Annotated in this window: 13 protein-coding genes and 1 pseudogene; 11 read left to right on the forward strand and 3 right to left on the reverse strand. The window is 43.2% G+C overall.

Going from position 1 to position 17436, the window contains the following annotated elements:
• Positions 1-23 precede the first annotated feature (23 nt).
• Together AC1HDJ_RS06090 and AC1HDJ_RS06095 are read left to right on the forward strand one after the other, a co-directional pair.
• The gene (locus tag AC1HDJ_RS06090) at positions 24-1814 is read left to right on the forward strand and encodes a glycoside hydrolase family 19 protein (RefSeq protein WP_479534203.1); all 1791 of its coding nucleotides are present in this window, start codon (positions 24-26) and stop codon (positions 1812-1814) included.
• Positions 1804-2394 (forward strand): hypothetical protein, encoded by a 591-nt coding sequence (locus AC1HDJ_RS06095; RefSeq protein WP_479534206.1) that lies wholly within the window; start codon positions 1804-1806, stop codon positions 2392-2394. The genes AC1HDJ_RS06090 and AC1HDJ_RS06095 overlap by 11 nt, the downstream gene beginning before the upstream one ends.
• Before the next feature lie 69 nt (positions 2395-2463).
• Here AC1HDJ_RS06095 and AC1HDJ_RS06100 read toward each other — a convergent pair.
• Positions 2464-2616: pseudogene (locus AC1HDJ_RS06100) on the reverse strand (IS1 family transposase); the annotation flags it as partial.
• Between the two features lie 285 nt (positions 2617-2901).
• On the opposite strand from AC1HDJ_RS06100, the gene AC1HDJ_RS06105 reads away from it, so the two are divergent.
• The 3 genes from AC1HDJ_RS06105 to AC1HDJ_RS06115 all read left to right on the forward strand — a co-directional run bounded on the left by AC1HDJ_RS06105 (position 2902) and on the right by AC1HDJ_RS06115 (position 4553).
• Entirely contained in the window at positions 2902-3078 is a 177-nt protein-coding gene (locus AC1HDJ_RS06105) for a hypothetical protein (protein ID WP_479534208.1), read from the forward strand.
• Positions 3079-3414: 336 nt separating this feature from the next.
• A complete protein-coding gene (locus tag AC1HDJ_RS06110; RefSeq protein WP_462058363.1) occupies positions 3415-3765 on the forward strand; it encodes a DUF2442 domain-containing protein in 351 nt (116 codons plus the stop codon).
• Positions 3766-4415: 650 nt separating this feature from the next.
• Positions 4416-4553, forward strand: coding sequence for a hypothetical protein (locus tag AC1HDJ_RS06115; RefSeq protein ID WP_479534210.1), 138 nt, complete (start codon positions 4416-4418; stop codon positions 4551-4553).
• Positions 4554-5369: 816 nt separating this feature from the next.
• Here the strand turns inward: AC1HDJ_RS06115 and AC1HDJ_RS06120 are convergent.
• Positions 5370-5615, reverse strand: a complete 246-nt coding sequence (locus tag AC1HDJ_RS06120) for a molecular chaperone DnaJ (protein ID WP_479534212.1) — start codon at positions 5613-5615, stop codon at positions 5370-5372.
• Between the two features lie 75 nt (positions 5616-5690).
• Positions 5691-6887, reverse strand: a complete 1197-nt coding sequence (locus AC1HDJ_RS06125; protein ID WP_479534214.1) for a hypothetical protein — start codon at positions 6885-6887, stop codon at positions 5691-5693.
• A 261-nt stretch (positions 6888-7148) separates the two neighbouring features.
• On the opposite strand from AC1HDJ_RS06125, the gene AC1HDJ_RS06130 reads away from it, so the two are divergent.
• The 6 genes from AC1HDJ_RS06130 (at position 7149) to AC1HDJ_RS06155 (ending at position 17086) form a co-directional block, all read left to right on the forward strand.
• Complete coding sequence (locus AC1HDJ_RS06130) at positions 7149-8192, forward strand: hypothetical protein (protein WP_479534216.1); 1044 nt, start codon at positions 7149-7151, stop codon at positions 8190-8192.
• A 55-nt stretch (positions 8193-8247) separates the two neighbouring features.
• A complete protein-coding gene (locus tag AC1HDJ_RS06135; protein ID WP_479534218.1) occupies positions 8248-8874 on the forward strand; it encodes a hypothetical protein in 627 nt (208 codons plus the stop codon).
• 695 nt (positions 8875-9569) lie between these two features.
• Positions 9570-11390: an anti-phage ZorAB system protein ZorA gene (gene zorA, locus AC1HDJ_RS06140; protein ID WP_479534220.1), complete on the forward strand. Its 1821-nt coding sequence runs from the start codon at positions 9570-9572 to the stop codon at positions 11388-11390.
• Positions 11390-12151: an OmpA/MotB family protein gene (locus tag AC1HDJ_RS06145; protein WP_479534222.1), complete on the forward strand. Its 762-nt coding sequence runs from the start codon at positions 11390-11392 to the stop codon at positions 12149-12151. Before zorA ends, AC1HDJ_RS06145 begins: the two co-directional genes overlap by 1 nt.
• Complete coding sequence (locus AC1HDJ_RS06150) at positions 12151-14028, forward strand: EH signature domain-containing protein (RefSeq protein ID WP_479534224.1); 1878 nt, start codon at positions 12151-12153, stop codon at positions 14026-14028. The genes AC1HDJ_RS06145 and AC1HDJ_RS06150 overlap by 1 nt, the downstream gene beginning before the upstream one ends.
• 427 nt (positions 14029-14455) lie before the next feature.
• The gene (locus AC1HDJ_RS06155) at positions 14456-17086 is read left to right on the forward strand and encodes a DEAD/DEAH box helicase (RefSeq protein ID WP_479540338.1); all 2631 of its coding nucleotides are present in this window, start codon (positions 14456-14458) and stop codon (positions 17084-17086) included.
• The last annotated feature ends 350 nt before the right edge of the window (positions 17087-17436 follow it).

Raw genomic sequence — 17436 nt, forward strand, 5'->3', positions numbered from 1 at the left:
AATTTTTTACACCTAATCAGGTGATGGCTAATGCTAGCAAAGGTTCGATGGGTTGGTTGGCAAAAAGTAAATTCGGTGTGGCTTTAGCTGCGGAATCGAGTATCCCGATTGAGTTTAATAAGGTTGTATTGCGTGATAGTAATCCAATAGCGGTACAGGCTGGCGAGGTTATTGGCCATTGGGGTGAGCATCAAGTTGCAACGCTCAGCACGAGCGGATTTAGTATCGACCCTGATCAGAAGGCTGTGCACTTTGAAGTGTTTGTGGGTGAGAAAGATAAACACGACACGCAAAAGCTTAACGATTGTATCCAGAATAAAGCACAGGTAACGGGAGGTCAGGATTACTTGATTCTTAACAAGCATGAGGTTGATACATATCGCTTGATTAACCATAAAAACCAACCAAGCTATCAGGCACTTGCTAAATTTGGCCTACCGAACACCCCGTTAGCAGTAAAGAAAGCGGATATTGTCACTCATGGCACGCAAAAATTTGTTCGAGTACGTGAGCGTGCAGCAGGAAAAGAGGAGTTGGCCGGAGAGTTTGTCTTATTGGCAGGTAATGCGGGGTTACTCAGTCAACATGATTGGGACAAGTTAGGAGTTAAACTCGTTGATGGCAGTCATGATCCTGATGGCTTCTTAGATAAAGAGGATACTGAAGGCCAAGAAGGTGGCGTATTTTTTAGTACTCTTCATGGCCAACTTATTATAGATAGAGATCATGACAATGTGCTGAGTGGCAACGAAATTAAGTCTGCATTAGCTGACGATGGTTTGGCGAGCAAGCTGCGTCAGTTATTTATCAAACACGAAAGCGAATGGATAAAACGCGAAAAAGGGTGGCCTCGTCTTGAAAAAGAGTTAGCGAAGCAGCCTGAGCTGTATAAGTATGCAATGCAGGTACACAACAATATGGCTTGGGTTGAGGAAGCTAAGGGGATATTGGGCGGAACTAAAATGTGGTTTATTCATCCGGCAGGGATGATGGGGTTGGTAAGGAGAGAAAAACGAGGCTTTATATTTACGCTCGATGTAATGAAAAATATATACACCAATTTCAAGGGGGACAATAGTAAGGATGACGAGTTACAAATAATAGCTGATGAGCTGAATGAACATATTGAATTTTATCAGCTTGAAACTCCATTAAAAAGAACCCATTTTTTTGCACAGATTCTACAGGAAACTGGGCCATGCTTGAATGTTATTGAAGGCGGGGTTTGGGGTGTTAGTGCTATAAAGTCTTTTCGGGGCGGCAGAACTCGTCGTTATCCTGATGGGCGCCTTTATGCGGATGTCCACGGCTATGTTACAAGGACAGAAAAACCACGTAGATATATTAAAGGCGATGGCAATGATGTTACCATTGATGATCAAATTGCTATTGTTAACACAATATATGGTAATAGAGCTGACCTAGGTAATGGTGCCTATAGCTCTAATGATGGGTGGAACTATAGAGGGAGAGGCTTGAAGCAAGTTACAGGGAAAGACAACTATACAAGTTTTAATGACTGGCATAAAAATAATCAAGCTAAATGGCCTAATGATATCATTAATGCTGTTGATAATTTTGAAATATTATCTCAAATTAAATTTGCCACAAGGTCAGCAGCATGGTTTTGGACAAGTAAAAGTAGTAATGAGAACGCAGAGTTACATGCAAAATGCTTTGATTATGCAAATGAAGCAAGCGATGCAGCTGTGGATAGAATTACTAATATCATAAATTTTAACACAGACTCAAGACAAAAAAGGAAAAATAATTTTTGGCGCTTATGGAATGAGGCAGTTCTCCATGATCAATAAATATATGTTGCTTCCCCTTACTATTCTCTCATCGTACTCTTCTGCTGGTGAGTATATTTTAGGCTCTCTGTGTAGTAGCCAAGAGAAAGTATATGCATCATGTACACTTGAAAATAAAAAAATAGTTTCATTTTGTGGTGTCCCTGTGGTCAATAAAAACAAACACATGACATTTGTACAATATAGGTATGGTACAACCAAAAAGATAGAGTTAAATTATCCTGAAGAGGCAATGAGCCCAGAGGGGATTTTTTTTAAAATTGATCATTCTTGTGGTGTTGTCGGTGGTTCAGATGAAGTAAATGAAATGTGTGGTAAGGATGGGGTTAAACGTTTAGTTGCTTTAACCTTTTACTCTGGATTATTTAGATATTCATTTTTTTATCAAGGTGATTTTAATGACAATATTTTAGAGTCAGAAAAAATGGGACTTAAGGTAGACAGGAAGGAATTTAATGAATATAACAAAAATGTTTTCTCTCAACTTTGTGATGATGGCTATAGTGAAACATTTAATGTCGACTCAGGTATATTTGAGGAGTTTAAGGTGAATTTGAAAACATTCCCCAAGGATGAGTGAAAAGTGGATGGTATTACTGACTCTTAGCATAGTGTTATTAACAGTATGGGTTTCGGCCGTGGCTCTAACTTAGTGGTAATGGTTGATTATCAGATACCAGCCGATGACCTTATCGTGCATTTCTTCTGATTTTGAGAAGCCGATTGCCCTTCGGGTAAGCCGTTTTAGATTAGTTTGCAGATTCAGGCTATGCCCTACTATTCGTTAAGTATATTTCTTGCTAGCTTGAGGAAATACAGCCACGTTTACCACACCAAACTGATGATCACTGAGGGCTAAATTTAAAAATACTGACATTTTTTATGAGCAGATGATCACCTAGCTTGCTGGTGGTTAAATCACACCGTGCATAGCGTAGTAATGCACCGCATTGTACATCAAATTTGGCGGGTTTCTCACGCAACTAAACAGGCAGTAATAAGGCATTATTGGCAGTGGTGAAATCACTAAATGCTGTAATGAATTAGAACCGAGGCTATCACTGTAGATGGCCAGAAGGGTTGGGAAATGGTTAAGCCCGTAGAGCATAAAGAGGTAAGAGCTAAAGCCCTTGCGCCACCTGAGGCGCATACACCTTATGAGGAGGCCTTACGCGAATATGATGCTTACATGGAGAAAGATAAGCCAGAAACAAACAACATCCAGCCACTAGCTAAAACACATATAAAAAAGCCGCCTGAATAGGCGGCAACTTGTGAGACGGAACTAAGAGCTTACGCTCGCTTATAGTGACTGACATATTACCCCAGATTGGCAAAATTTTTCTTAATTTCCGGCTGTTCTGGCCAGTAAACCGCAGTGTGTACTGCATCTTCACTAGTTCTGCGGGTAACTTCTTCCCTCTCGCATTTTATCTATGGTGCTAAGATAGAAAGAATAGTGAATTTCTGGCAGGCTACCTAACAAGCAAGCGAAAACAAGCAAAATCCTCACTGATAACTGTGCAGCACTGATGATAATGTGGAACGATGCGGTTAACGGTCGCAAAATTAACAAGCTAGGCAAAAAGTGAGGCTGACCATGTTGAAAATTATTGATGTTGATTACATCGACGGCTATCGGTTAGCCGTCCAATTCAGTGACGGTTTTACTGGTAAAGCCGACCTTACTCCATTCTTTAGCAAGCCGCCCTTCTCAGACGTTGACGGGTTCCTGAATTTCGGCCTGACCGAATCCGGTAGCTTGAGCTGGGGTGATGATTTGGAGTTGTTGGCCTATACCGTGCGCAGCGCGACTGTGGGGAGCGTACAGGCTGTATCACTGCCTGATGCGGCTGATGTTGAAGCGGTAATGAAGCTAGCCGCTTGGGATTCTGTCACCGAAGGTCGCCCAGATATTCTACGTGCCGCCATTCATGGATTTACAGAGTAATGCGGTTATAGTTACTGGCATATTACTCCAGATGAGTAAAAATCTTCTTAATTTCCCGTTGTTCTGACCAGTAAACCGCAGAGTGTACCGCATCTTCATTAATCTCACCCGCCATCATGTGCCTGAATAACACGTCTGTACCGCCTTGCAAGGTCGTTACGGAAAAGCTACGAAGTTAAGAATGACTTATTTCCTTGAGCAAAGGAGTAACGCTATCAGGATCTGCAAGCAACTGGGCAAGTTGCACATGATTCGGGTAAGTTTCTATCAAATTACACACCTCACTTTGTTCCCTATCGGGTTAATGCTAGTTTTGTCATGAGTAATCACCTCTGGTTGAGAGTTTACTCACTTAGTCGCGTGTCCACTAATGGTGGGTAGGATCATACAGCCCAGCTCGGAGCGAAACACCTAAACAGGATACGGATACACAGGCAGTCTATGAGAAAGGCCAGTCAGCTTGACAGGTAACAGCGTCAGCGAATAGGTGACAGTGTAGCGGGGAGTGCAGGGTGTGAAATCGGAGAGCGCACGAGGGAGAGACCCACCAGAAATGGGGGGGATCTTTAAGTCCGATTCGGGTTTCGCCACTTCTGATTTGAGCGCCGGAAACGCCAGTTTCTGTGAAGCTTGTCAGGAGGGCGGAGCCTATGGAAAAAGCACCTCCCGCGCCGGCCTGCTGTCCTTTCTTATGCCGCTCTTTGGCTCTTCTAAAACACCAAAAAAAACTTATTGAGCGCGGAGCGCATCTTGCCGTGCCGCTGATCGGCCAGCGTGATTGTGCGTAAAGCTCAGGTCAGCTTTGCTGTCCTAGCTTTTCTACATGAACGCGTCCTGCCTTCCGTTTTTCTTCTGCGATCGTTTGTTTAGCTTGATTACATCCCGCCAGGTCTTTTATCTCTAGATCGAGGGATTTCCTCGTCATATTGAAAAGGATGGTCGCAATGGCTCTTAAACCAGGCCCAAAACCTATTGCTAAATCTACTGGTAAACCTGATCAACGTCGTCGCGATAACAAAGACACGCCGGGCAACACTCCAGCTTTAAAGCCGCCTAAGGGTAAAAAGTAGTGTTTTGAGCTGAGGATCTCTTTGTTTTGGGATTTTTAGCGCAGGATGCCGTCAGTCTATTGTTGGATTCTGGCGGTATTTTGATGGGTTTGAGTTTCCGATCATCGCTGTATCGACTTCCGTGCCCGTTTCCGGCCTGAGAATGCGATTATATGCGAGCGTATGCGATTATACGCGATTATATGCGATTGATAGGCCCTTACCGTAAGGCAAGATGTGTGTTGTACCGGTACGGGCAAGCCCTACCAGCACAACACTTCAACTTACTCGCTGTTGGCTCGATGTGCATCTTGCTCTGCGAGGCTGACTATTGCTGCCGCAATTTTCCTGTTTAGGGATGAATCTTGGCTCAAATTAGAGCTTAGTCAGAACGAAGCATGGTTATGCGTTTTGGCTGAGATTTGCTGGGGCGTTCGCCAGGTGAGATGAGAGATTTTTGGTGTGATTTTGGTGCTTAACCGCCCAAAACGCGCCGAACGCGCTTTGGGCGGTGCAGAAAATAGGTGTTATGGTAAATCGGAGTGCGATTAGATGTTAATCATCTTCATTATCTTCATTATCTTCATTATCTTCATTATCTTCATCTTCGCTATCAATTTCACCTAATCCGCCACAGTAATAGCATTCGTAAGTTTCAACCGTTCCTTCACCATAGCAAGTATGACATTGAGCAAATGGTTTATCCTCCTCGGGGTCGAATCCAGATCCGTTACAGTTTGGGCATTCAATTACAAATACACCTTCACGACCTAGGCATACAGGACAAGTTTTGATTGGCATAACTTTTCTCCGTTTATAGGTTAGTTTAGTTAACCCAGTAAAAACATTACTGGGTTATTTCATGTTGAGTTGTAATTAACAGAATCTGGATTGCAGTGATCTTATTAGAGGTGATTTTGCTTTTTCTTGGCACCAAAGCTCAGTGTCAGGAACAGTAGAGATTTTTCGGCGTATAGCATGTAAACGTTCATGCTCTGGATCATTATGCAATGGAGTAAAATCTGGCGTCAAAATGCATAACATGCAGGTAGCAAAACCATCCATGTTTTTTGAAATGGCTTCTAATTGTACGTTAATTAGATTGCGGGTTAAGCGGTCGATTTCTGCTGAGTCATCACTATTACGAATGGCTTCACCAACGATGGTGTTATAATTACAGTATAGTTCTATTTCTGAACTATAAAGTGTAAAGACTTGGCGATGATTACGCTGTTCTTGATATTGCGTAAAGGTTAATTCAATTACCTCTAATGCCATTTTTTTATCAATACGAGGGGCGTCAGCCTTGAAAAAAAGAGATTGCGCCAATTGATGGCCTGCGTAAATCTCTCCGAGCTTATGAATACCTGATAATGCGATAATTCCCCGCCATGTTTTGACTGCTTCCCCTGTATTTATCCATCTGGTTGCTATAGTTCCAACCTCAAGAACTAACATCTCCCAAGCACCTGAAGCCATGACGTAAGGTGGAATGCTTTGTTCATCAGCAAGGTGGTGTAGAGCTATAGCTTGGTATACATACTTTTGTTCTGATGAACCATTGATGATGAATTGTTTGTATAGGTCGTGGAAAAAATCAATCAGGCGGCCTTCAGATTTAGCCATGGCTACTTCATGAAAGTTAGCTGCGTACTTATCTTCTGCAATTGCGAGTGGTTGAATCAAATCAACCAGAGACAAGCATTGTGAGAGAAGGTTGTTAGGGGTTTTAAATCCGATCTTATCTGCGTGTAGTTTGATGAACGCATCAAGTCTAGTTGCCTGATCTTTTCGTCTTTCAAGCACCTTATCCCAAGGTAAGCCCTCATCGACAACAAGCTCTAACGCTGTAACTTCATCTAGTCTTTTGATGCCGAGCATGGCTGTTAATAAGTCTGTTGCTCCAGATTGCTGGCTTTTTACATGAAGTACATTGTGAAAATATTGGCGGAATGATTCAATATCTGAAATGTATGAATATTTCTTCAGCGCTGATTTTAGGCGCTTGTTTGCTGCATTGACTAGATTACGGTCAACTATTTGAGTGGATAATGGTGCTTCATTAATTGCCATGACAAATCCTCAAGCTAAGAAAATAGGGAACCTAACACTAAAATAATTAGTGTTTTATGGACCCGAAGTCGTCTGACTTCCTTGAGGTTGGGTAGTGGCCTGACTCGGTTAGCTTATCTTTATTCATGAAGGTCGTCAACGTCATCGTTATATGCAAAACTGAATCATTTTTTGGCTATTGCTGGGTACGTGAACAGTCTGATACGTCAAGTTCTCCGCATTATCACGCGGTATTCCTGTTTAGCGGCCACAAGATAAAAAGTGCCCATAAGATCAATTTGCTGGCAAAGCGTTAGCCAAGGCCGTGTCTGGTTTCCTAAAAATCAGGCTTACCTTGTTAAACGAGATGATCCTGAGTCTCTGATTGAGCTGATTTACCGCTGTAGCTATCTTGCGAAAAAAGAGACCAAAGAGATTGATTCATCGGTACGACGTATTGGTAAAAGCATGCTTAAACCGGCTGGTCAACGTAAATCACGAGGCCGAGTGCGTAGTACTAGCAAGTCTCCGAGCCCAGCTATGTCTGCAACAGATGTGCATAATGCTCACAGTGAACCATTGGTATCGGAAACAAGTCCAGCCTTGCTCGACAGCGTCTTTACGCAGGGTGTGTGGCCTTCATCCGTCTGTGCGGTATCTGAACAGCAGTTACACGAGCCTGTTGCCAGTGATGAGCCGCAAGATTCCATGCCACTCATCGCTGACGCTATCTTGCAGGCCGTCACGCAAGTTCAGGTGAATGACGCTCTGAAAGCGAGCGCAAAAGAGAACGCAAAACAGAACTCAGTTAAGTCAGCATCCAAGAGTAAAACCAAGCGGTCAGCCGTGGCGGAGTCGGTGAACTCAGCATGCCGCTCAGCTTCAGTGTATGCAAAAGCGCATAGGTATAATTTCGTGTTTGAAGGGGTTACCGAAGGCGTATTACCGGCAGAGTATCGTGAACGCTACGGATTAACAGCGCAGCAATTTAGGGATTACACCCGCGATCTGCAGGTGTCGAGCATCAGGAAACTTTTCTGGGCTAAACATCGTATGCAGTGGGCGCAATCCTCATTGAGTCTAGACGAGTACATGGCTATCCACCAGCTTAAGACAGCAGATGCCAAACGACAGTTGGGCCGTAAACCGATGGGTGCTGAATGGCAAGCACATGCCGAGCGTTATTACCGTGACTATTGGCCGCAAGGTGTATCGGTTGCCGCGTATGCCAAGACGCATAACGTACCAATAACCAGCTTGCGCCGTTATGTGGTGAATTTGTCTCAGGGGCTGATTACCCCGTGGAAAGTGTTACGTTGGATGTAACTCTTATTGATATCAATAGCTGCGCGGTGGTTGATACACAATAGAGGATATGTTGATGAATTTGATAACACGTAAGCGTAAACCGCTGCCATCACCACTGCTGTTTTTGTGCGTGGATTATGAGCCGAAAACCAAGTACGAATACTGGGTATGGTGGCGTGAGCGGTATCGTTATGAGCTCATGAATACGGGTATCAGCATTACCGAGTTTGCTAGGAAATATCAGCTCTCGCGTAATGCGCTTTATTACCAGCTCAAATGTGCTGGTGGTTATTCAGGGCTTATCCGTGAATTTTGGGATCTGCACCGTCGCCGTTTTCAGCGCCTCAACGAATCACTTGGGGTAACGGTGGATGAATACATTGCGCGTTGTAATCTGACTCACAAAACGGCCAAACGTAAGCTGGTGCAAAAACCGAGGGATGAGTACTGGCAGCAGCATCATGACAATTACTATCGCAACTACAAACCGTATGGCTACAGCGTAACGGAGTATGCCGAAGAACAGGGGTTAGCCTCGAGTACGGCACGTCATTACTTGTGTCGGTTCGTAGACCGTAAAGGCAAAGCTTACCGTACCTATGATTACGTGATGAATGAGCTTTCAGAATTACAGGGTTGGAAACCTATTCAGCAGCAAATCACCGAGAGGCTCAAAAAACGTTATCCGTTAACCGTATAAAATTGAGGAAATACCGCCACGTTTACCCCACCAAACGGATGATCACTGGGCAAGAGTGATCATCATTTATAGCATGATCACTGAGGGCTAAATTTAAAAACGCTGACATGCTTTACGCGCAGATGATCACCTCGTTTGCTGGTGGCTAAATGGCGTGGTGCACAGGGCATTAATGTGTCGCAATACGCATCACTTTTCTGTGATTTTTGATACGAGAGCGCGAGGTTTGCTGAGGCATTCGTGGTTGTTGTGAAATCACGGAATGCTGTAATTGAGAGCTTGTGATCACAAAAGATGACTTTAGGTTCTCTATCTCACAATTATCTGCTTTACAACATGAGATGCAAAACTATCCGGTATCGAGTAGTGATGTGGCGAAACGTATACCTGCTCTGTCATGGTAGTTTGGTTTTATACGAGAGGCTTAAGGGGTTGAGTGCGAAAATCATAAGGTGATTAATCGTCAATCAAGAGCGTATGTCTTCCTTTTATGCTTTGCTCGCTTCAGATGGTTCGTAAAGTTGGGAGTTAGATCTAAATTTAATGGTGAGTTTCGTTTGTCTGTATTGTTGGCATTACAAATTCGATAATGTAAAGCCGCACTCCTTGCTTGTGAAGAGTAAATCTGTCGGTGTTAGAATTGAGTTCTTATCGCTTCTATAGCTTTCTAATGAAATTGCATCAAAGGTAATCAAATGTTCGAGTTAATGAAACATCTCTGGCCACAGTTTGATGAGATGTTAAGCGCAAATCCATCAGGAATTAGTGCTTGGTTTTGGTGTATTACCTTCGTAGTGTTTTTAATATCTCTTGTCTGTGTCATAAGAAATTCATCTCATTTTAGAACGAGAGTGCGTGATATAAAATCGCTACTTATCGAGCAAAATGCAGATAATTTAGCTCAACGTCGTCGTGAGACCATGCAAAAAGCTCGTGAAATGTCTAGCAGTGGTATTTCTATATTATGGAATACATTTGATGACTCACTTGTAACATCCGTTGACTCTACAAAACTGTTTGCAACAGTGGATGCAGAATATTTTTTCAACGCCAAAACGCTTGCTAAGGGGCTAAGTGAAAGTCGCTTATTGGCTGCCGCACCAAGCTTTCTTGTGGCGTTGGGAGTGCTGGGGACTTTTGTGGGGTTAACTGTTGGCTTGCAAGGCCTGACTGGTACAACGTCTGAAATTGAGGCACTCAAATCGGGTATTAACACCTTAATTTCTGGCGCGGCGGTTGCATTTATGACTTCCGTTTGGGGGGTGTTTTTTAGTCTTTTCCTTAACTTAGTGGAGAAAGAGTGCGAGCGTAGAGCTCTGAATCAAATTACCGAGATTCAGAATAATATTGATTCGTTGTATCCACGCCAATCTGTTGAGCAAGCATTGATCAACATTGTCGAGAACAGCAAAGAAAGCAAAGAAGCTTTACAAGAGTTGCATGAGCGGATTGGTGACCGATTACAAGAGAGTGTTAATAGTATGAGCGAGGCGATGCAAACAGCTTTAGCTGATACGCTCAATAATGTTTTAGGCCCAGCAATTCAGACATTAGTTAATTCGAGTCAGCAACAATCCTCACAGGTGTTAGACGGCTTGGTACGTAATTTCATGGATGGAATGACCTCAGCAGGCCGTGAGCAAGGACTGTTGATGCAACAGGCATCGGCTGATGTGAATTCTGCAGTAGCGAGTATGAGTGAGCAATTGCAGAGTTTTACTGCGTCAACCGATGAACGTCAGACAAAAATGGAATCGCAATTTAGTGACATGCTCGATAAGTTTACTCAGCAAGTAAGCCAGCAAAATGAGCAAGCCGACCAGCGTGAACAAGTTCGCCAAGATAATTTCCAAGAAAAGCTGATTGAAGTAAAAGAAGAACAGCAGTCGTTGATTTCTACTATTGCAGATGCTGTTCATGCTTCACAGGAACAAAGTGCCAAAATGGCAGAGCAACATCAACAATTACTGCAGCACTTAGAGAAAGTGACTGAGTCGGCAGCTCAAAGTAGTAAGCATATGGATAGCTCAGCTAATCAGTTGGGTATGTTATCAACCAACGTTCATTCTGCAGCTGAACTGTTAGGCCAGCGTTTGGTTCAGGTTACTCAAGGTATCGAACAAACCGGAAACCAAAATGCGGCATTGATGGAGCAAATTAAAAAGCAGGCCGACACATTGATGGGGCTGCAGAGTACATTATTAGACGGTGCAATACATTTAGAAAAAGCAGCCAGCGAAGCACGTAGTGGTTTTGGCTCATTACAGCAGTCACAGCAACAATTCTTGACCGGAGTAAAAACAGAATTTACATCACTTGGCGAGGCGTTACGCAGTCAAGTTTCAGCTATTGAAAAACAGGCTGAGGAGTGGCTACAAAGCTATGCGAAAGAAGTGAACACACAAGTTGATGACAGAATGAATAAATGGAACGACGTCTCACTTTCTTATGCAAATCAAATGCTTCATAACGTGCAGGCAATGAACAATATATTGGATGAGTTGGAGGTACGCTGATGCGTTTTCGTAAAACTCGTTCTGCAAATGTGGATGAAGAAAACCCATACTGGATGTCTTTCTCCGACATTATGTCGGCACTTTTAGTTATTTTTATTTTGGCATCAGTGATTTTGATTCTACAGCTGATGGAGGCTCATAAGGCTCTTGAAGATAGACAGGTGCAATTTGAGCAAGAAATTGTTGAGTTGAAAAAAGCCGAGCAAGTGCGGAGAACCATTCTAGAAGAGGCTGCAGATGCCCTGCGCCAGAGAGGGATCAATGTTGAGGTCAGCCAAAATCATACCGTGCTGAGTATTCCCAATGAGTTGTTGGGATTTGATACCGGGGCATTTGATATAAACCCGGCTTATCAAGAGCGAGCAAAAGAGATTGGTGAAGTCTTAAATACGGTGATTTCGCGAGATGATCGCGTTTCATTTTTAGACACGGTTTTCATTGAGGGTCATACAGATAATCGTCCGATGCAAGGTTTTATGGGTAAAGGTAACTGGGGTTTATCTACGTTTAGAGCAATTTCTTTGTGGCAATATTGGCGGGCTGCGTTGCCTCCTAATGAGCAGCTTGCGCGATTGAAAAATCCAGATGGCCATCCATTATTTTCTGTGAGTGGGTATGCAGAGACGCGACCTGCAGTATCGAATCAAGTTACGGAAGATGATTTTAGACGTAATCGGCGCATTGATATTCGGTTTACTATTCGTAGGCCTGATAGTTCAGAGTATGAACAAGTTAAAGAGAGGCTGGGGGAGCTTAACTAATGAAGTTACCTCATATTCAGCTTTCTAAATTTGAGTGGCCAGTTCATAAGCTTAAAGACTGGCAAGCACTTAAGTCTAAAGCGATGCAAGTAGAAGAAAGCGCCGGTAAAAATGATGCCTTTACGGAGATGCTCTCTATCTTGCGGGAGATGGCTCGTCAGGGTAATTTTGCTAGGTTGCCCCAATTATTAACTCGTAAGGTAGCTGCACGAGCATTAACGTGGCTGTGGTTAAGTGATGATGAGAACTGGAGAAGGTTACTGACACCTGAGCTTTTGCATATGTTAGTAAAGGCTCAAAATGGCCGATTAACTCGTTTGACTTTACAGCAGTTAGTGCAGTTTTATTTCAGAGCGTTCGACCTGTTGGATCAAAAAAATGGCGTACGAGAATCACTTGAACAGTGTTTATTGACGCAACTTGAATCCTTAAAGAAAGTGAGGGTTGAAAGTGTTCGGCCTGATTTATTGCAATCGCTGAAGAGCAATGGGGAGGCGTTATTGTCACTGGATGGTCCTCATAAGTTGGTGGCTCAAACAATAAAACAAGGAAAAGAACTCGAAGACAGTTTTGCTTTAATGGGGCTACAAGGTTTCACTGATGGTCGTTATGGTGATGTTTGTCGTGCTCATTACTATTTGGAGAGCCTGAAAGAAGTGCCTGTGCATAGCTGGAGTCCAGTGATGGATGAGCTCCTCAAACCAGCGGTTAGTATGGCACCTTACCAAGGAAATCGGTGTATCGGTCATGCTGCATTAGAAATTATCATTGATAGGTCAATCAATGAGTTGAGTGAATTGTGGCAAAGTTTTATCTTGAGTTTGGCAGGTGATCCGCGAATTGCGAATACTGCAGCAAATTACCGACAGTGGTGGCAACCTTTAGGTGAGGAGCGGATCCAAAAAGTACGCGGGTGGTTGTCTAAAGAAGATTTACGTCTTTTCTTGCAGGCGGTTGACCAATTTGGTGCACAGAGTGGTAATTCCGAACTTCAGCGGATGTTTCCTGCCCGAAAGCTATTTTTGGAAGGGTTGTTTAAGTTAAAACTAATTCGTAATACACGATTGATGCTCGGCGCTTCAGCAGAGCGCAGCGTACGTAATATTCTAGGCAAAGAGGTGAAGAGCAATTTCGTTTCTTTAACCGGGGCTGGTTTAACAGATAAAGCGGTTATCTATTTAGATTGTGGTGACTTTCATTTAATTGAAGGTTCGCACAGTTTTAAATTATGGGTCTATCTCGCAAATCCAAGTCCAACTCTTACGAATTATGCAATGAAATCATTCAGTCATGAACAGCTGACCAAAGATGTTCCTCGTGATTATCAAAAATGCAATCCAAACCTTCCGTATGAGGGTATTACCCATACTCCTAATACTTGGCAAAGCAAAGTGTTTAGCTTTTTAGCTGATAATGGTATTGAGCTTGATATTGAGCAATTATTGAGCCCGGCAGATTATCGTTATCAATTACAACGAGTTGGACTGCCTATCGTCAGAAGTCGGCAAAAAAATACTCCGATAGCAAAAACTCTGATTACAAAGCTTTCGCAGAAACAGAAGGTTGCGCCTGACTCAGGGCAAGCTAATGCGGCGCGCAAGCTCAATTATGGGGGGTATGAAGCAGATCAGCTAGGCGTGGAGAAACAGATAGGAAAATTATCCCCACTGGCGCTCATAGTGTTGAACTATTTCATCAATAATCCGGGAGACAATGCTTGCTATGCGGCGAATGCGTTGAAACTAGATACTACACAGGTCAATACATTGTTGTACGGTGAGTTGAGATCTTTTTGCCAACAGAGCAACGATTATGGTTGGTATGTTGAACCGGGTATTCTTGAGCTGCTATTGAAACTAGAACATGTGGGGCGCTGAGGTAAATTAGATGCGGTTATTCGATTTTTTTAAATCGTTGATTGGAGAATCAGAACAATCTGTTGATGAACTACAGGGATTTTCACTTAAACCTGACTCATCAGGGTTAAATGTGGTTCTGCCTATGTCGGAGTTTTGTGCACTCCAAGAAGGCAAGGGTAATGCCTTACAGAAAGTGCAGTTAATTTGCTTGAACATGTTAGCAGAGCAGGGGTTGGCTGAGCCTTGTGCAAATAGCTTTCATATTCTTGCTGCAGATATTGCGGGTTTAGATGATGAGCAGGCTGAAATTCTACGTTTACCCACACGTTTTCCCAGTTCATTTTCTACCAATATCAGTGGCCGAACAGGTAACAGTAATTTTCGCGTTAGCATCGCAGCCTGTATGTCGGAGGGCTGTGCTCCGTTACAACGTAAAGGACCATTTTTGTATTTGGGAGAAAGTGAGTGTTATCGCTTAACGCCATCTGAATTAATGGGGTTGATGGCACAAGAGGAGCATGAAGGCTTACTTCCAGAAAAAAGAGGGGAACAACGCAACATACGACTTATGGCTGAGTTACAAACAGCTGCACGTAGTGGAATGCGTATTGATTTAAGTCATTTTGACCATTTGGATGTTGTTGTCCCTGAAAATATTGGTGTAATAGCCACGCGAATGTTCGATGGCAGTTTGCAGCTCTGCCCAAGCTTAGGGGATGGATCAACACCCGAGCAGCTACAAAAACGTTGGGCTCAACTAGAACAATCAGACAACGGTGGCGTCTTGCGTATAGATAACCGAGTGGTGCTACTCGATGATCAACGTATGGCCGGTATTCGCAACGTTTTAGCTAATAAACGTATACCTGCGAGTAAAGTCGGTGAGTTCATTCGTACACCTACCGCATTTTTAGATGCGGTATTGGTAAATCTAGATGTGGGCTTTTCGGTACGCGTGGCCGGTATTGGTAAAGTCCAGCATATGGATTTTGGTGCTTTAGACAGTAATAAAAATGATTGGTTTGCCTTAGAGCATCATGACCCGGCCATACTTGGGCCGACCTCTTTAGCTAACTTGTTAGTTTCTGATGAAGATCTTGAGCGTTTTACTGCGCTGTTTGAAGAAGCGGTGAGTCAAAATGCCGATATACTGGCCTTCAATGGCCATGTTATTGATATCTCTAATCCAGAGCATATAGCGAGTACTGTAGCAGAAATTAAAACGCAAGGTTTCACAACAGAAGATACAACTGCCTCGCCACCAGATGATTCGTCAGTTGATGAGCCATCAGCAGAAAAAGTCGCCATTATTCTTAAAGAAGCTGAGCAGATTAATGCAGGGCTATTGAGTAAAGTTAACTCTACGGGCCTACCATCACAACCTGATTGGTCTTTATATGCTCGCCAGCCCTATCCGCACCAACGTGAAGGCATTTTATGGATGCTAAAAATGTTGGAGGTTGCATCAACAGAGAAGCAGGATGATTTGTATCGCTTGCAAGGTGCGTTGCTTGCCGATGATATGGGATTAGGTAAAACCTATATGACTTTGGTTGCCGTAGGTGAATATCTACGCCAGCAAAAAACTATCGGTAAACCGGAGAAGCCAATTTTAGTGGTTGCGCCATTAAGTCTTCTAGAGAACTGGGAAGATGAGGTAAGCAAAACCTTTGAACAAGTGCCTTTTCGAGACCTTGTTGTTTTGCAATCGGGTCGTGACTTATCAAAGTATCGAATCAAAGGTACTGAACGTGAATCTGTTCAGCTTACGACGCAAGCTGAAAATGGCATGTTGGATGAAAATTGTATCCGTTACGCCTTGAATATTGGCCCAGAAGCAGGTGCTCAGCGGCTAGATATGGATAGGCGTCTGGTACTAACAACCTATCAAACCTTGCGTGATTATCAGTTTTCGCTGTGTCGTATTGATTGGGGGATGGTGATTTTTGATGAAGCACAAAATATTAAGAACCCTAATGCGTTACAAACGCGCACAGCGAAGGGTTTAAAGGCAGATTTTAAACTATTGGCAACGGGCACGCCGGTTGAAAACAGTTTAGGTGATTTTTGGTGTTTGATGGATACCGCCCAACCGGGGCTACTTGGTAACTGGCAGCATTATCGTGAGACATGGATTAAACCCATTATTCATGCCGAAGGCGAGGAAAGGGATCGTATTCGTGGCGAATTAGGTCTTCAATTACGCCAAGCTGTTGGGCCTTTTATGTTGCGAAGAATCAAAGAAGATCAACTGCAAGGATTGCCACAAAAACATATCTGCAGTGGAGTTGAGTCTTCAGGAAATGGCGTACAGACGTACCAAGCTCAATTAGCTGCCACTATGCATGCCAAGCAACTACAAGCGTACGATGAGGTGCTAAATAGTTATCGCGAGCGTCAAAGACAAGGTGACAGCATGCAAGGTGCTGCGTTGGCGGCGTTAAATAGGCTGCGAACGTTATCGTTACATCCACGTTTAGATGATGAATCGCATTTGTACTGTAACGATAGCCGTCAGGCTCGCCAATTGATGCAAGAATCTGGAAAGCTAGACGTAGTTCTACAGTTATTGGATCAAATACGTCACAAGCAAGAAAAAGTCATTTTGTTTATGATGACTAAACGCTTGCAGCGGCTTCTTAAGTATTGGCTTGAGATTATTTATGGCTTGGACATTGCTATCATCAACGGTGATACCAAAGCGGTAGCAAAAAAATCGGATGAACTGACGCGTAAAAGCCTGATTACTCAATTTGAAGCGCAAGCGGGTTTCAATATTATTATTATGTCACCTGTGGCTGCCGGTGTTGGGCTGACTGTTATCGGCGCAAACCATGTGGTGCATATTGAACGTCATTGGAACCCAGCAAAAGAGGCTCAAGCCTCTGACAGGGTTTATCGCATCGGTCAGAAAAAAGATGTTTTTATTCATCTTCCTACAGTAAAACATCCGCAGTTTGATTCTTTTGATGTTCATCTGGACCGGCTGTTACAAAGCAAATTGATCCTTAAAGATGCCGTAATTACACCGGAAGCTATTTCCGAAAGCGATATGATGCAATCACTCGGGTTATAAGCTTAAAACAGTGTCCACCAACATAACGCCCTTATTCATGCTGGTGGCTGTTCTTTTGCTGACAGATAAATCACAACACATATTTTGCTTTATTTCCTGTTAACCCCACAACGTTCAACCTGCACCATACTATAGCCATTACTGCAGTAGAACATAATTAAGCGTGTTATTGAGTAATTACTATTTGATATGCCGGAGATTGATTGACGTATTTACTCCTGGCAAGAGGTTCCACTGTAATCCCTTCCTCGAAAATTAGAGGTACTTATAAGCAGAGTTTTCTTGTCTTTTGAACACAGGAAATTCTACATGAAAATATCACGCTTTAAGCGATGCTCAAATCATCGCTA

The organism is Plesiomonas sp. ISS29, assembly GCF_056522795.1.

What these genes read in the sequence shown, in the direction of transcription:
- AC1HDJ_RS06090 (WP_479534203.1), top strand. Translation starts at nt 24, where the DNA reads ATGGCTAATGCTAGCAAAGGTTCGATGGGTTGGTTGGCAAAAAGTAAA.
- AC1HDJ_RS06095 (WP_479534206.1), top strand. Translation starts at nt 1,804, where the DNA reads ATGATCAATAAATATATGTTGCTTCCCCTTACTATTCTCTCATCGTAC.
- AC1HDJ_RS06105 (WP_479534208.1), top strand. Translation starts at nt 2,902, where the DNA reads ATGGTTAAGCCCGTAGAGCATAAAGAGGTAAGAGCTAAAGCCCTTGCG.
- AC1HDJ_RS06110 (WP_462058363.1), top strand. Translation starts at nt 3,415, where the DNA reads ATGTTGAAAATTATTGATGTTGATTACATCGACGGCTATCGGTTAGCC.
- AC1HDJ_RS06115 (WP_479534210.1), top strand. Translation starts at nt 4,416, where the DNA reads ATGGAAAAAGCACCTCCCGCGCCGGCCTGCTGTCCTTTCTTATGCCGC.
- AC1HDJ_RS06120 (WP_479534212.1), bottom strand. Translation starts at nt 5,615, where the DNA reads ATGCCAATCAAAACTTGTCCTGTATGCCTAGGTCGTGAAGGTGTATTT.
- AC1HDJ_RS06125 (WP_479534214.1), bottom strand. Translation starts at nt 6,887, where the DNA reads ATGGCAATTAATGAAGCACCATTATCCACTCAAATAGTTGACCGTAAT.
- AC1HDJ_RS06135 (WP_479534218.1), top strand. Translation starts at nt 8,248, where the DNA reads ATGAATTTGATAACACGTAAGCGTAAACCGCTGCCATCACCACTGCTG.
- zorA (WP_479534220.1), top strand. Translation starts at nt 9,570, where the DNA reads ATGTTCGAGTTAATGAAACATCTCTGGCCACAGTTTGATGAGATGTTA.
- AC1HDJ_RS06145 (WP_479534222.1), top strand. Translation starts at nt 11,390, where the DNA reads ATGCGTTTTCGTAAAACTCGTTCTGCAAATGTGGATGAAGAAAACCCA.
- AC1HDJ_RS06150 (WP_479534224.1), top strand. Translation starts at nt 12,151, where the DNA reads ATGAAGTTACCTCATATTCAGCTTTCTAAATTTGAGTGGCCAGTTCAT.